This is a genomic window from Jiangella asiatica, from assembly GCF_004349065.1.
Classification (GTDB): domain Bacteria; phylum Actinomycetota; class Actinomycetes; order Jiangellales; family Jiangellaceae; genus Jiangella; species Jiangella asiatica.
Genome location: NZ_SMKZ01000002.1, coordinates 184,616 through 200,084, shown reverse-complemented (window position 1 = coordinate 200,084; position 15,469 = coordinate 184,616). Strand labels below are relative to the sequence as shown.

10 protein-coding genes are annotated in these 15,469 nt (G+C 71.4%); 2 read left to right on the top strand and 8 right to left on the bottom strand.

Going from position 1 to position 15,469, the window contains the following annotated elements; all coding sequences use genetic code 11:
* Positions 1-6: 6 nt before the first annotated feature.
* Genes E1269_RS02825 through E1269_RS02795 form a run of 7 tightly spaced genes read right to left on the bottom strand, consistent with a single transcriptional unit; the run spans position 7 to position 12,350 of the window.
* On the bottom strand, positions 7-3,264 hold the full coding sequence (locus E1269_RS02825) for a discoidin domain-containing protein (protein ID WP_131890877.1): 3,258 nt from the start codon (positions 3,262-3,264) through the stop codon (positions 7-9).
* Between the two features lie 54 nt (positions 3,265-3,318).
* Complete coding sequence (locus E1269_RS02820) at positions 3,319-6,672, bottom strand: hypothetical protein (RefSeq protein ID WP_131890874.1); 3,354 nt, start codon at positions 6,670-6,672, stop codon at positions 3,319-3,321.
* On the bottom strand, positions 6,669-7,577 hold the full coding sequence (locus tag E1269_RS02815) for a discoidin domain-containing protein (RefSeq protein WP_131890871.1): 909 nt from the start codon (positions 7,575-7,577) through the stop codon (positions 6,669-6,671). The genes E1269_RS02820 and E1269_RS02815 overlap by 4 nt, the downstream gene beginning before the upstream one ends.
* 13 nt (positions 7,578-7,590) lie before the next feature.
* Complete coding sequence (locus E1269_RS02810) at positions 7,591-9,192, bottom strand: alkaline phosphatase D family protein (RefSeq protein WP_131890868.1); 1,602 nt, start codon at positions 9,190-9,192, stop codon at positions 7,591-7,593.
* 18 nt (positions 9,193-9,210) lie between these two features.
* Complete coding sequence (locus E1269_RS02805; protein ID WP_203432802.1) at positions 9,211-10,509, bottom strand: sugar ABC transporter substrate-binding protein; 1,299 nt, start codon at positions 10,507-10,509, stop codon at positions 9,211-9,213.
* A 27-nt stretch (positions 10,510-10,536) separates the two neighbouring features.
* Entirely contained in the window at positions 10,537-11,433 is an 897-nt protein-coding gene (locus E1269_RS02800; RefSeq protein ID WP_131890863.1) for a carbohydrate ABC transporter permease, read from the bottom strand.
* Complete coding sequence (locus E1269_RS02795; RefSeq protein WP_131890860.1) at positions 11,430-12,350, bottom strand: carbohydrate ABC transporter permease; 921 nt, start codon at positions 12,348-12,350, stop codon at positions 11,430-11,432. The genes E1269_RS02800 and E1269_RS02795 overlap by 4 nt, the downstream gene beginning before the upstream one ends.
* A 194-nt stretch (positions 12,351-12,544) precedes the next feature.
* Here E1269_RS02795 and E1269_RS02790 point away from each other — a divergent pair, with 194 nt between their 5' ends.
* Together E1269_RS02790 and E1269_RS02785 are read left to right on the top strand one after the other, a co-directional pair.
* The gene (locus E1269_RS02790) at positions 12,545-13,345 is read left to right on the top strand and encodes an IclR family transcriptional regulator (protein WP_131890858.1); all 801 of its coding nucleotides are present in this window, start codon (positions 12,545-12,547) and stop codon (positions 13,343-13,345) included.
* 216 nt (positions 13,346-13,561) lie between these two features.
* Positions 13,562-14,620 carry a 3-deoxy-7-phosphoheptulonate synthase gene (locus tag E1269_RS02785; RefSeq protein WP_131890855.1) on the top strand — a complete coding sequence of 353 codons (1,059 nt, stop codon included), beginning with the start codon at positions 13,562-13,564 and terminating at the stop codon, positions 14,618-14,620.
* 105 nt (positions 14,621-14,725) lie between these two features.
* Here the strand turns inward: E1269_RS02785 and E1269_RS02780 are convergent, their stop codons facing one another.
* Positions 14,726-15,466, bottom strand: coding sequence for an SDR family NAD(P)-dependent oxidoreductase (locus tag E1269_RS02780; RefSeq protein WP_203432800.1), 741 nt, complete (start codon positions 15,464-15,466; stop codon positions 14,726-14,728).
* Positions 15,467-15,469: the final 3 nt, after the last annotated feature.

The window sequence follows — 15,469 nt, the reverse complement described above, 5'->3', positions numbered from 1 at the left end:
CTCCGGTCACGGTGCGACCTCCGCGTCGTCGTAGATCTCGATTTCGAAGATTCGGGCGACGTCGATCGAGTCGCGGGAGCGCTCGGTGACCACCAGCCGGACGTGGTCGGTGGCGACCGGGTCGAGCCAGACGTCGCGGCGCAGCGAGGTGTTGTCGGCCACCGCCCCCACGTCGACCCAGCCGGTTGCGGTGCGTGCCTGCACCGTCCAGGCCACGACGACCTGCCGGTCCAGCGTGCCGGTGTAGAGCCGGAGCAGCTTCGGCGTGGTGGTCTCAGCCAGCGTGAAGGTCGCCGTGGGCTGCTCGTCGTCGACGGCGGACAGCCACCTGCTGGCGGTGGAGGTGCGGTCGCCGTCGACCAGGTTCGCGCCGACGTACTGCGGCGCGTAGGTCGAGCTCACCTCGACCGGGCGGCCGAGCGCGATGTTCTGGCCGAGTCGCGGGACCGGCCAGCGCAGCGGCTCGGAGTATCCGACGCCGTTCGGCTGCTCCGCGGCGACCCGCACCTCCACCGTCGCCGGCGCCGTCACGTCACGCAGGTCGATCGTCGCGGTGAGCGAATAGCCCTCCTGGCGCGGGGTGTCCGTCCAGTCGCCGCCGCCCACCCGCCACTGCGCCCAGGTGGTGACGGAGGCCCAGTACGCCCAGCTCACCCGCAGCTCCGTCTCGGAGCCGGTGAGGTCGAAGCCGCGCAGCCGCGGGCCCTCGGGGTCGGCGTCCAGGGTCGCGTCGACGGCGAACACCGCGACGCCGAGGCCGGGCAGCTCGACCGTCCACGCGCCGTCCTCCGGCCCGGCGGCCGCGTCACCGGCGAGCACCTGCGTGTCGCCCCAGGTGGCCCGCTGCCCGGCGACCAGGCTGCGCGGGTCCAGCCGCACCGTCGCCGTCGTCGGTTCCGGCGACTCGTTCACGGCGACGACGAACAGCCGGCCGCCGTCGACGGAGCGGGCCGTCAGCCAGTCGACCTCAGGGTCGTCGACGGTCACCAGCGGACGCGGCATCCACAGCTGGACGTCGTGGCCGAAGATCGTGCCGGCGGCGAACCCGTAGGGCCGGTGCGAGCCGACCTTGGCGGTGCAGAAGCCGTGCGGGAACGCGATCTCGCCGCCGCTGCGCAAGTGCGACTCCGCAAGCACATAGTCCATCAGCCAGCCCATGTGCCACCAGCCGTGCCACGGGAAGACGCTGGACCCGCCGTTGCCGGCCGACCAGTAGTACGACGGGATGCCGCTCTGCTCGCCGACCCACTCGTCCCTGCCCCGGGCGGCGGCCCGGGCCAGGTCGAGGAAGAGCTGCCGGCCGGTCAGCTCGTGGAACCGAACGAACGCGCCGGCGTGGCTGGCCAGCGTGATCGGCCCGACACCGTTGACGCTGCCGTGGAACCCGGCGTGCTCGAACGGGAGCCCGGACTGGCCGAGCTGCCAGTCCTCGACCGGGCCGCCGTTGAACGTCTTCGGCTCGTCGGTGGCGATCGGGTGGTCGAAGATGTGCAGCGTGTAGAACGTGGCCGCCTCGACCGCGGCGTCGCGGTAGCGCTCATCCTCGGTCACCTCGTACAGGTCGAGCAGCGCCTGCGCGGCGAAGATCACCTGGAAGTCGCGGATCAGCCGGGCGTCGTCACAGACGCCGAGGAAGTCGCCGGTGGCGACGGCGTGCTCGATGAACCAGTCCGCGCCGCGCTTCGCGGCGTCGAGGTAGCGCTGGTCGCCGAGCACCCGGTAGGCGGCGACGAACCCGTACCAGGTGGCGCGCAGGTCCGGCAGCTCCGGGTACTTGACCTGGTCCGGCTGGTCGCGCAGGTAGCCGATGTCGAAGCTGCCGTCGTCGTGCTGCCACTCCAGCAGCCGCTCCGCGCCCAGCCGCAGCCGCTCGCGGATCTCCGCGTCGTCGGGGTCGAACAGCGCGATGTTGCCGTCGTCGGCCAGCGTGTAGAACGTCGTGAAGATCGGCGAGACGTAGTCCGGCCCGAGCGAGCCGACCAGGTTCGCCCAGACGATCTCGCTGATCCACTGGCCGTCGCGGAAGTACTCGCCGAGTGCGGCGCCGCGGAACGGCCCGTCGGCGGTCTGCTGCTGGGCCAGCTTGAAGTTGCGCGCGTAGGGCAGCCGCTCGTGCCGGAAGACAGGGTCGTCGGTGAGCCGCGTCATCATCCACATGGCGCCGACGTCGGACAGCTTGCCGCTCTCCGCGCCCAGCGTCAGCCCCTCGTAGGTCCAGGTGTGCCACTGCGACTCCGGCGTCACCAGGAAGTCGTGCATGCGGTGGATACGGTGCGACAGCGAGTCGACGTTGCGGGCCAGCTCCTGCCGCCGCGGCAGCTGGTACACGTCGCGCGTCACGTGGTCGGTGACGTCGGCCCAACCGCCGGCCACCAGCACGTACCGGAACGCCGCACTGACCGGCTGCCCGGCCTCCAGCCAGGAGCCGCGCTGGCCCAGCACCGGCGAGAACAGCGTCGGGGTCAGCGCGCCGCCCAGGTCGCGCAGCGACGTGCCCACCTGCCAGGCCGTGTGCTCGCTGCGGTCGGTCGGCCACGGGTCGCGGGCCAGCGCCGAGTCGGCCGCGACGGCGAGCGTGGCGCCGTCGGCGGCGCTCTGCACGGCCGCGACCAGGCTGGTGGTGCTGCGCTCCTCGGCCAGCAGCGGCACCGCCGGAACGCCGAGGTTGTAGCGGCGGCTCAGCTCCGCGTCGGTCGCGGCCGTCGACGACGACCAGTAGCCGGGCACGACGCCCCAGGCCAGGTCGTCCTCGCCGACGGTGGCAAGGGTCGGGCTGGGCAGGCTGTACCAGCCGGCCCGCCGCGGCGTCCAGGTCACCGTGACCAGCAGGTCCTGGCCGAACTCCGGGTCGAGGCTCCAGTCCGCGCTCAGCGTCCCGCTGGGGTGCTCGCAGCCGAACCGGACGGTATCGCCGTCGGCGACGGCGTCACGGGCGCGCAGCTGAAGGTACCGGCCGGCCTGCGCCCGGCGCACCGCCTCGCGGTCCGGCGCCGCGTCGTCGCCGTGCATCAGGACGCCGTAGCCGCCGGCCGGCGCGAACGCCTGCCGCCAGCCCTGGTCGGCCCGCACGTGGATCGACTCGGTGGTCCAGCCTCCGGCGTCGCGGGCCCAGTGGACCCGGAGCCGGTCACTGTGCAGGAAGACCCGGCCCTGGTCGGCCGAGGCGCCCGCGGCGGACAGGGCGGGTGCCGCCAGCCCGGCGGCGCCTGCCCCGGCCAGGGCGAGGAACGAACGACGATGAATCCGGGCACCGTGCACTGTCATGGAATCTCCTCCAGGCGTTGGACACGTTCGCGGATCTCAGGTCCGGCGGGGCGCTCAGCCGATCCAGGCCAACTCGACCGGGTCGGTGCGGACACCCCCGGCCTCGACGTAGTAGGTCAGCGGTGCGGTGAGGTCGGACACGGTGACGGTCCACTCGTTCGGCAGCACGTCACGGGTGCTGTGCTGGTAGGTCGCGCCGCCGTCGGTCGACCAGTACAGCGTCGCCGGCTGGTCGGTCGCGGCCTGCACGAAGGCGTCGTACCGGCTGTTGTCCGGCGCGACGATGACCATCCCCCAGACGGCTCCGATCGGCGTGGTGTCGTCGAGGTGGTACGACCGTTCCGGCGCCGTCGTGGACGGCGGCTCGGTGTGCGTCGCGACCCGGATCGGCCCGACGTCGTGCACGACCACGGCGGTGATGCCGTGCGCCGACACCGTCGTGTCCAGCGCGTGGTCGGTCATCCAGGTCTCGGTCGGTGCGCCGTTGTCACGGATCACCGTGGCCCGGTAGGGACGTCCGGACTCCATCGGCACCAACGCGGGGTCCAGCCGCAGCCGCACCAGCTCGGCGGCGCCGGACTCGCTGGTGAGGCTGACGAAGACGCGGTCACCGGCCTCCGCGGCGACCCAGTTGACCTGGTCGTTCCCGGTGGACACCAGTCCCCTGGGCAGCCACGGCCAGGCGCCGTCGTGCCCGTAGAACCGGCCGGGCCGGTGTCCGTACACCCGGTAGGCGAACCAGACGTAGTTCTGCTCGAACTCGGAGGGGAACTCGATGTTGCCGGCGGAGCGGGTCTGGTGCTCGGCCAGCAGGTAGTCCAGCGTCATCCCCAGCTGGGCGGGTGCGTGGTGGTAGTAGATGGTCGTGTTCCAGAACGGCCCCTCGTAGGGGAACCGCGGCTTGAGGTGGTTCACCGAGAACTGCCGGAAGTAGTAGCCCGGGTAGTTCGTGTAGCGGCCGACGATGGCGTTGTGCGCGACGTCGCGCAGCAGGTCGTCGCCGGTGTACGCGGCCAGCCGGAGCAGGAACGGCGCCCACGCCGGGTTCATCGAGAACCCGTTGAACCGGTAGGTGGTCAGCGCCTCGAAGCTCATGCCGTTCGGCGACACCACCCAGCGGGGCACCTCGTCCGAGCCGAGGTCGGTCTTCGGGTACCGGTACAGCTCGTCGGGCTCCCACCAGCCGGCCAGCTCGATCTGGTGGTCCACGACGGCCGGCTCGTTCGGCACGGTGATCGTTCCGTCAGGTACCGGCCGCACGAAGACCTGGGTGACGTAGCGCTTGGCCTCCCGGTAGGCCGCGTCCAGGTAGGTCTTGTCGCCGGTCTCCTCGTACAGCTCCAGCAGGTCGACCCAGGACTTGACGTAGTAGTTCTGGAAGTCGTGGGGGTCGACGGCGTCCGGCTCAGGGCTGTCGACGTACTCGCGGGCCAGCTCCTCCGTGCGGCGCAGCAGCGCCGGGTCGCCTGTCAGCCGGTAGGCCGCGAGCGGCGTGCTCATCGGGGCGCGTTTGAGCCAGTAATCCTCGTCGTCGAGCCGGTCCGTCGCCAGCCGCCGCAGCGCCGGCACGCGCCCCCGGGTCATCGCCGCCAGCGGCGCCAGCGCGGGCGCGCCGAAGGGGGTGGCGCAGACACGGTGCTTGGCCGGGTCGCCGTAGACCGTGAAGCCGCGCTCCGGTGTCCAGCCGTAGCCGTTGCGTGAGGCGTGGAACTCCAGGATCGGCCGCGCCCGGGCGCCGTAGAGCTGATCGTCGCCGGTCAGCAGGTGGGCGCTGAGCAGCACCGAGGTGGTGGTGGCCCGGACGGTGCGGTGGTTCTCGATGTCGATGTAGCCCTTGGCCCGGCTCCACCACCCGCTCGGGGATCCGCGGAACTCGACGGAGTCGTCCTCGTCCGGTCCCGTGGCGAGCAGGTCGATCAGGTTGTGCGCGGTGTCGGTGAGGGTGGCGCCGAACACGTTCTGGCGGTACCGGCCGTAGTCGTACACCGTGCGCAGCAGCTCGCGGTAGACCTCGAACAGCTCGGTCCGCGCGGCCACGACGCCGAGCCCGAACCGGTAGGTGACACCGGCCGTCATCGCGGCCCGCTGCCCGTACTGCGGCGCGTAGAGCACCGGCTGCACGTCGCCGTCGTCGCCACGCAGGCTCATCCCCAGCGGCTGGTCGTCGTCGCCCAGGGACGGCTCGTACACGAACGGCAGCTCGTCGGGAGGCACGAACACGCCCACCGTCATAGGCCGTCCCGCCTCGGTGTGCTGGCGCAGGCTGAACGGCGCGGTCAGCTCGGACAGGCCGATCGACTCCGGGCCGCGGACCATGCGGCCGTGCTGGAGCGGGCCGCACAGCACCTCGTCGACGTCGGCGTGCGGCCGGGCACCGAACGCCCGGTACCCGACGACGTACCGGCCGTCGCGCTTCGGCGTCAGCTCGAGGCCGACCCGCGGGTGCGCCTCGGAGACGTCCCAGGTGATGGCGAAGTCGAACGCGTCGTCGGCCGCCGCCCGCAGCACCGCACGGTGCGTGTCGACGACGTCCACGCCGGCGAAGGCCACCCAGTGCTCGGCCAACGACGCATGCAGGTCGCGCCGGCTGCCGGCGTCTCCGGTCAGCACTACCCACTGGTCGCCGTCGCCGGCGAGGACCCAGCCGTCGTCGTCGCGAACGTGCACAGACGCCTGACAGGTGGTCCCGGTCCGGCGGGTGACCTCGGTGAACTCCACCCGGTACGCGTCGCCCTCGATGGCGCCGAGGTCTCGCCGCGACAGCTCCGGTCCGCTCACCCGCGGCGTACCGGCGGTGGGCGGCGGCGCTGTCCCAGCGGCGGCGCCCACCGCCGTCACCTCGATCGCGCCGAAGCTCGCCTCGGCGTCACTGACGCCGAGACCCACGGCACCGCCGGTGAGCCGGTCGAACTCGGCGACCGACACCAGCATGCGGCCGTCGACCGACACCTCGAAGCGGCCGCCGACCAGCGCGACAAACACGTCCAGCCATCGGTCGAAGTCGCACGTCCAGATGTCGTCGACGAGGTTCTCCTCGACCCCGGCCACCCGCTTGACCAGCGTCAGATAACGCACTCCGTTGCGCACCCGGAACCGGGAGAGGTAGCAGGTGTCCAGGTCCACCGCGTTGAGCAGCAGGTCGACCGAGCTGGCCGGACGGCCCCGCTCCGGCGCCGTGATCTTGATGCGCATGCTCACCCGATAGTCGCCGGTCAGCTCGGCCAGGTCCGGCCCGAGCAGGTAGGCATCGGGCTCCTCGTCGGTGGCGGTGGCCCGGACGGTGCCGGCCTCATCGCCGCCGGCCTCATCGCCGTTGGCCCAGCGCGCAGCGGCGCCGGCCAGCCGCCGCCATCCGGCGGTTTCGGCGACCCCCTCGGTCGGGCGCAGTGTCGTCGAACCGTCGGTCATGGCTGCTCCGGGACGTCGTAGTAGGCCTCGAGCTCGGCGATCCGGGCGTACTTGCCGTCGTTCGAGGCGAGCGCGACCACCCGCAGCGCCGTCGTCTCGACCGGCTCGAACACGGAGCTGACCACCAGCTGGGTGTTGCCTCGCACCTGCGCGACCGTCCGCCAGGAGCCGTTGACCAGCACCTCCACGTCCCAGTCGCGCAGCCCGTGCCGCTCCGGAGTGGAGCTGGCCGACTGGCTGGTGTAGAGGTCGACCCGGTTCATCGTCCGCGGCTCGGGCAGCGTCACCTCGTAGGTGCTCGGGAACACGCCGCTGTTCGCGGAGTTCCAGGCCGTGGCGTGCGACCAGGTGCGGTCGCCGTCGACGGCGCCGCACGGGTTGAACGCCGTCGACGCCGTCACATAGCTGGACGACGGCGTCGCGCGCTCGCCGAGCAGCACGTTGCTGCCCGGCGTCTTCGGCGGCGGCGCCGTCACCTCTACCCGGGCGGTGACGGTGTCGCCCCGGGGCAGCCGCTGGAGCAGCTCGCCGGTCACCTCGTAGGTACCGGGCGCGGTGCCGTGCGGCGCGGTGACCACGAATGGCACTGACACCTCCTGGCCGGGCGGGAGGTAGCTCGAGAACGACGGCCGGGACAGCTCGAGGGGTTCGTCCGCCGTCAGGAAGGAGTCGGCGAACACCGGCTCCGCGCCTTGGTTGGTCAGGCTGACGTTCATCGCCGGGTGCGGCAGGCACGGCAAGCCGGCCAGCACCTCGAGCTGCTGCGGCGCCACGGCCAACTCGACCGGCGCGGCGGACGGGCGAGCCTCGTCGGCCTGTCCCGGGAGTGCGCCGGTCTGGTGTGCGACACCGGCCGACACCAGCATCGAGACGGCGGCCGTCGCGACGACCGTGCTGGTACGCATGGTGGTCTCCTCCTCATCCGGCCTGGATGCCCGGCCGGCCGTCTTCGACGACCAGGCTGGTGCGGGTGGACGCCGGCGCCCCGGGCCGGGTGATGTACTCGACCACCCGGTAGTCCGACCGCCACAGGTCCGGCGTCACGGTGCAGCCGACGTAGCCGCGTTGCACGTTCACGTACTTGACGTGCGGGTTCTCGGCGAGAGTGCGCTGCCCGGCGGCGTCGATGTCGACTCCGTCACCGCCGGAGGAGATGGACGTGCCGACGAACTCCGCGGCCACCAGCGGGGCGCCCGGATCGCCGGCGTCGAGTGCGAGGTCCGAGGCGATGCTGCGGTGCAGGTCACCCCCGATGGAGATCACGTTCCCGACACCGCGCTCGTGGATGCCGCCGAGCACCCGCGCCCGCGAGGCCGGGTAGCCGTCCCAGCGGTCCATCCCGAACGTCTGGCCCGCGCCCGCCCTGGAGTCCAGCTGCGCGATGGCGTTCTGCTGGCCGATGACGTTCCATCGCGCCGTCGACGCGCCCATCCCGTCCAGCAGCCAGGCCTCCTGCTCGGCGCCGGTGATGCTCCTGTCCGGGTCCTGCCACTCGGGGCTGGCCTGGGCGACTATCGGCGACCGGTACTGCCGCGTGTCCAGGATGTTCAACTCCATCAGGTCGCCGAAGGTGAACCGGCGGTACAGCGGGAGGTCCGGCCCGACCGGCTTCGGCACCCGCATCGGCATGTGCTCCCAGTGGGCCCGGAACGCGTTCGCCCGCCGGATCAGGAACGTCTCCCACGGTTCGCCGTCGTAGGCGGCCTCGTCGGCCCAGTTGTCCGCGACCTCGTGGTCGTCGATGGTGGTGATCCAGGGTGCGGCCGCGTGCGCGGCCTGCAGGTCGGGGTCGGCCTTGAACAGCGCGTACTGGTCCCGGTATTGGTCCAGGCTCCACGTCTCGCCCAGCGTCGGGTATCTCAGGTGGGTGGGCAGCTCGGCCTGCCGGGCCACCTCCGGCCGGGCTCCGTACTCGTACAGGTAGTCGCCCAGATGCACGACCAGCTCGTAGTCGTACCGCGCCAGGTCCGCGTACGCGGTGTAGTAGCCCGAGGTCCACGACTGGCAGGAGACGAACGCGAACGAGAACCTGTCCAGCGACGCATTGGCCGCGGGTGCGGTACGGGTCCGCCCGACGGGGCTGACCTCGCGCCCGCACCGGAACCGGTAGAAGTACTGCCGGGCCGGCCGCAAGCCGGTGACGTCGACGTGGACGCTGTGTGCCCACTCCGGCACGGCCTGTACCGAACCGCTGCGGACGACCCGGCGGAAGTTCTCGTCCTCGGCGACCTGCCACTCGACCGGCATCCGCAGGTAGTCCATGCCGCCGAACGGGGCCAGCGGATCGACGACGAGCCGGGTCCAGATGACGACGGCGGTGGGCAACGGGTCACCGGAGGCGACGCCCAGGGCGAACGGGTAGCCGCTGGGTCGTGGCGTGGCCGGCCCGTCGCTGCCGCTCGCGATACCCAGGAGCCACGGGCTCAGGGCGGCGGCAGCGGACGCGCCGGTCAACGTCAGGAATCGCCGGCGCGTGGCCGACGCCGCGAGCAGGCGGTCCCGCCCGAGCGAGGTTGACATCGGCATCCTCGCGGGCCCTCAGACGAGACCCTGGACTGCCTCGCCGGCGGCCCGCATCGCGTCGGCGGGCGAGGAAGCACCGGTGAGGACGGCCTGGACCTGCTCGGCGACCGCGGTCTCCATCTGGGCGTACTGCGGGAACCGCCAGAACGGGTTCGGGGTGGCCGTGGCGGTGATGCGCTCGCCGAACTCCGCGGTGAACGGGTCGTTCTGCACCGTGTCCGACGCCAGGGCGGTATCAGTGGTGGGCGGCAGGCCCAGCGCCTCGAAGTAGCCGAGGACGAGCTCCTCGTCCGAGGTGACGAACTTGGCGAACTCGGCGGCCGTGTCCGCGCCTTCGCCGTCGACGACGACGATGGCGTGGCCCCACTGGACCGCGCGAGGCGTGTCACCGGCGGCCAGGACCGGGCGCGGCAGTGCCGTCAGCTTGCTCAGCAGCTCCGGGTCCGGCGACTCGCCGACCACGAACGCCTTGCCCACGATGGCATCGTCGTACATGGCCGCGCGACCCTGACTGAACAGGTTGCGCGCGTCGAGGCGCTCGACGTCAGGTGCGATGAGGCCCTGGTCGTAGAGCTTCTTGTACCAGGTGACGGCCTCGATGCTGGCGTCGTCGCCGATGGTGACCTGGTCGCCGTCGATCAGTGGGCTGCCGAACGTCTCCATCCAGATGAGGATGTCCTTGAGCTGCGCGACCTTGGTGGACGCGGCGTAGGGGATGAAGCCGGCCCCCTTGAGCTCGGTCAGCACGGCCTCGAAGTCCGCGAGCGTGGCCGGCGGCTCGGTGACGCCGACCTGGTCGAGGTGCTCCCGGTTGGCGATCAGGCCGATGGCGGCCGTCGTCCACGGCAGGCCGTACTGGACGCCGTCGACCTGGCCGGACAGCAGCCCCGACTCGGTGTAGTCGACGCCCTCGGCGACGGAGCCGAGATCGCGCAGCTTGCCGAGCGCGGAGAGCGCGGCGAGCCAGGCGATGTCCAGCTGCGCCGCACCGGTGAACTGCCCGCCCTGGACCTGCAGCGTGAGTTGGTTCAGATAGTCGTTGTAGGCGTAGGGCACGCCGGAGACCGAGACGTCGTTGGCCGAGGCGAACGCGTCCATCAGCTTCTGGATCTCCGCCTTCGAGGCGTCGTCGGCCAGGCTCCACGATGCGAAGGAGAAGTCCTGGGCGGCGTCGCCGGTCTCGCTGGTGCCGCCGGAGTCGTCGTCGTCATTGTCGGCCGACGGCGCGCACGCCACCAACCCTCCGATGCCGAACGCTCCGGCGCCCACGCCCATGAGCCTGAGCAGGTCGCGGCGGGTCACTGTACCGGTCACGGTCAACCTCCATGGTTGTCCTGGTAGTCAGCCTTTGATGGCGCCGACGGTGATACCGCCGACGAGGTACCGCTGAGCGGCGATGAACGCGATCACCACCGGGATGGACGCCATCAGCGAGGCGGCCATCAGTTCCGGCCAGGCAGCGCTCGCCTCGCCGAGGTAGCTGTTCACCAGGCCTGGCGGCAGTGTCTGCTTGTCCGGGCCGGCCAGGGTGAGAGCGAAGATGAAGTCGTTCCAGCCGCGGACGAACGCGAACAGCCCGGCCGCCACGAGACCCGGCGCCGACAGCGGCAGCACGATCGCGTGGATGATGCGCAGCCGCGACGCGCCGTCCACCCGGGCCGCTTCGACCAGGGAGTCCGGGATCGTGTCGAAGAAGCCCTTCAGCATCCACACGCACAGCGGCAGCGTGAACGTCGTGAACGACAGCACCAGCGCGGCGTAGGAGTTCAGCAGGCCGTAGGCGCTGAAGACGGCGTAGAGCGTCACGAGCATGAGCGCCTGCGGGAACATCTGGGACGACAGCACGAGGTACATGAGCGAGCGGCGTCCCCGGTAGCGGAACTTGGAGAACGAGTAGCCCATGTACGCGGACACGATGACGCTGAGGACCGCCGTGATGACCGATACGACGATGCTGTTGGTCAGGTAGCGGAACAGGTCGGGGTTGTCGCCCAGGCTGGCCACGTTGTCCAGCGTCAGCGAGTCCGGAATCAGCGACGGCGGGTAGCTGAAGGCCTGCTCACGCGGGGTCAGCGAGGTGACCAGCATCCAGTACGCGGGCAGCAGTCCGAAGCCGCCGAACACCACGACGACGGCCCAGGCCGCCAGCCGTCCCGGCCGGGACCGCCGACGGCGGGCTGCCGGCGGCGCGGACGCCTCGGCCGGAGGCAGCTCGGTCACGACCGGCGTCGCCGTCACTTCTCCTCGCCCCTCTCCGAGTAACGCACGTAGACCACGACGAAGACCATCAGGATGAGCATCCAGAGCAGCCCGATCGCGCCGGCGTGGCCGAGGTCGAAGCCCTTGAAGGCGGTCTCGTAGACGGCCGTGGCGAACGTCTGGGTGCTGCCGGCCGGACCGCCGCCGGTCATGACGTAGATGATGTCGAAGTGCTGGAAGTTCCAGATCAGCTCCAGCAGCAGGACGATGCCGATGATGCCCTTCAGGTGCGGCACCGTGATGGCGAAGAACCGCCGCACCGCACCGGCGCCATCCACCTCCGCGGCCTCGTGCAGCTCCACCGGCACCGTCTGCAGCGCCGCCAGCAGCATGACCATGATCCACGGGAAGCTCTGCCAGGTCTTGGCGATGATCACCGCTGCCGACGCCTGACCCGGGTCGGCGAGCCAGGCCTGCGGGGAGTCCAGCAGGCCGATGTTCTCCAAGACCCCGTTCAGCACGCCGTAGTTCGCGTTGAAGATCCACATCCAGAGGAACGACACCACGACGCCGGGCACCAGCCACGGCACCAGCAGCAGGCCGCGGAAGACGCGCTGGCCGCGGATGCCGGTGTTCAACGCCAGCGCCAAGCCGAACCCAATGACGAACGGCAGGATGGTGCTGCCGGCCGTGAACACAAGGGTCTGCCGGAGCAGCTGCCAGAAGTCGTCCTGGAAGACGTCGCGCAGATTGTCGAAGCCGACGAACTCGCGGCCCGGCAGCACAAGGCTCTGCTCGAAGAACGCCGTCACCAGCGCCGCGATCAACGGGTACAGGACGACGGCAGCGAGCAGTGCGAACCCGGGCAGCGTCAGGACCAGCGCGAACGCGCCGTCGCCCAGCCGGCGAGGTTCTCCTGCCGTCCGGTTGGATGTGCTGTGCGTGACTGCCACCATGCCTCCATGCACTGAATGGAGGTTGCATTCAGTATGTGAGTAGGTTACGCATATGTTGCCACGTGTCAAGCATCTCAGCCGGCGGCCTGCCGATCCAGGCGGCCCCCGGCCCGGAGCCTCGCGCGATCGACGATCACATCATCTACGATGTGGATGTGAATTCCGAAATCGCCCGTCGGGTGGGAGAGTGAACGATGTCCCGAGTCTCTGCTCGTGAGTCCGCCGGCGGCACCCAGAGCGTCGAGCGGGCGATGTCGCTGCTGTCGGCGTTCACCGAGGAGCATCCCGAGCGGCGGACGTCGGAGCTGGTGGCTGCCACCGGCCTGGGCCAGTCCACCGTCTCGCGCCTGGTGGGCGCGTTGGTCAACCTCGGCTTCCTCAGTCACGACCCCCGCAGCGGGCTGTACGGCGTCGGCCCCCGGGTGGTGACGCTGGCCGGAATCGGACTCAACCAGTCGCCGGTGCACCAGCAGTCGCGGCAGCTCGCGCAGAACCTCGCCGCGTCGCTGGGCCTCGGCGTCAACGTCGCAGAGCGCCACGAGACCGGCCTCTTCTACCTGTGCCACTTCGAAGGCGCGAACGCTCCACGGCCGTCCACGCTGATCGGCCGCGGCGGCCCACTCCACGCCACGGCGCTGGGCAAGGCGCTCATCTGCGAGCTGCCGCCGGAAGAGATCTGCTCACTCATCGGCAGCGAGTACGCCCGCTACACCCCGCACACAATCGCCGGGGTCGACGCGCTGCTGGAGGCGCTCGCCGAGGTCCGCGAGCGGGGCTACGCCACCGAGCTGGAGGAGCTGGCCTTCGGCCGGACCTGTCTGGCTGCGCCCATCCGCGGCCGGTCCGGGCGCATCGTCGCCGCGCTGTCGGTGTCCGGACCACTATCGGCCATGAACGTCTCCACCCGGCAGACCGAGCTCAGCATGACCGTCATCGAGCACGCCGACCAGATCTCGTCCAACCTCGGCTACCACGCCGCCCTGCTCTCCCCTTGATCATCGGCGGGATCGTGCGGGGATCGGCTATAGTCGGCGTCGTGGTTCGTCGATCGAGGTATTTTGCGCCGGCTCCGGGTGGAGCCGCGCGCTGATCGACCGACCCACCCGGAGCCAGCAGGGCAGAGACACTCGTCTCTGCCCTTCGTCATGAGACGGGCCGGCTCGGGTGACCACACGGGCGTCCCGCTCACCTGAGACAAGGAGACGCCGCACATGTCCGAGCCCCACTCCCCCACCGGCGACCTGCGCATCACCGGGTTCCAGCCTCTGCTGCCGCCGGCCCGGATGCTCGAAGAGCTGCCGATGGACGAGGAGCACGCCGCGCTCGTCCGGTCCAGCCGCGCGGAGGTCCGCCGCATCATGGCCGGCGACGACGACCGGCTGCTGGTGGTGGTCGGTCCATGTTCGGTGCACGACCCGGCCGCGGCACTCGACTACGCCCAGCGCCTGAGGCCGGTGGCCGACGCGCTGCGGGACGACCTGTGCGTCGTCATGCGGGTGTACTTCGAGAAGCCGCGCACGACGGTGGGCTGGAAGGGCCTCATCAACGACCCCGGCCTGGACGGCACCTTCGACGTGCAGCGCGGCCTGCGCGTCGCCCGCGAGCTGCTGTTCGAGGTGCTCGGGGTCGGGCTGCCGGTCGGCTGCGAGTTCCTCGAGCCGATCAGCCCGCAGTACATCGCCGACACCGTCTCCTGGGGCGCCATCGGGGCACGCACCCCGGAGAGCCAGGTGCACCGCCAGCTCGCCTCCGGCTTGTCCATGCCGGTCGGGTTCAAGAACGCGACCAGCGGTGACGTCCAAGCCGCCATCGACGGCTGCACGGCGGCCGGCCACGGTCACGTCTTCTTCGGCGTCGACCACGACGGCCGGGCCGCCGCCGTCAGCACCGCCGGCAACCCGGACTGCCACGTCATCCTCCGCGGCGGCAGCGCCGGGCCCAACTACGGCCCCGACGACGTCCGCGACGCGCTCACGCTGCTGCACAAGGCCGAGCGCCCGGGCCGGCTGGTGATCGACGCCAGCCACGGCAACAGCGGCAAGGACCACGAGCGCCAGGCCGTGGTGACCGGCGAGATCGCCGCCCAGGTCGCCGGCGGCCAGCACGGCATCGCCGGCGTCATGCTCGAGAGCTTCCTCGTCGCCGGGCGCCAGGATCTCGGCGACTCGCCCCTGGTCTACGGCCAGAGCGTCACCGACGCTTGCATGAGCTGGGAGACGACCGAGGGCCTGCTGTCCGACCTCGCGGCCGCCGTCCGCGCCCGCCGCTGACACACCGTCGCCAGCCGGCCACCGCCCGCCACCGCCATGTCCCACCGCCCCCGAGGGGACCCTGCGGAGGGGTCGGGGGAAGGTCCGGTGGGCGAAGCGCGGCGGTCAGGTGTCGCCGTCGCTGTCGTCGTCGAGGCGGGCCTTGAGGTCGGCTCGGGCGAACGCCGCCGGGGAAGTGATGGACAGCCCTCCGTCGACCGGCAGGACCACGCCGGTGATGCCGGACGCGGCCGGGCCGGCCAGGAACGCGACCGCTTCGGCGACCTCGGCAGCCGCGATGGTCCGCCGGATCGGGTAGCCAGCGGCCGCGTCGGGCACCCCGGAGAACGTGACCATGCCCGGTGCGACGGCGTTGACCCGGACCCCACGGCCCGCGTACTCGAGAGCGAGCTGACGGACCAGCGCGTCGACGCCGCCCTTGGCCGCGGCGTAGGCGGGCACCCAGGGCGCGGCGAGGAACGCGTTGACCGACGACACCGCGACGATCGAGCCGCCGTCGCCGTCGATCAGGTGCGGCAGCGCGGCCCGGGCGGTGTAGAAGAACGTGTCCAGGCAGCCGGCCAGGGCGCGGCGCCACTGCTCGTCGGTGGTGCGGTGCGCCGGAGCCACGGGCATGACCCCGGCGGCCGGCACCAGCGCGTCCAGTCCGCCCAGCACGCGCACGGCGTCCTCGACCGCGGCTTGCGCGGCGGCGGGCACGGCGCAGTCGGCCGTCAGGTCCGCGGCCAGCACCGGGCTGCCGGCCGGTTCCAGGGAGATGCCCACCACGCTCCCGCCGTCGGCGGCGAAGCGCTCCGCGATCGCGGTGCCGATGGGGGTGGACGCGCCGACGATCGCCACCTTCACGTC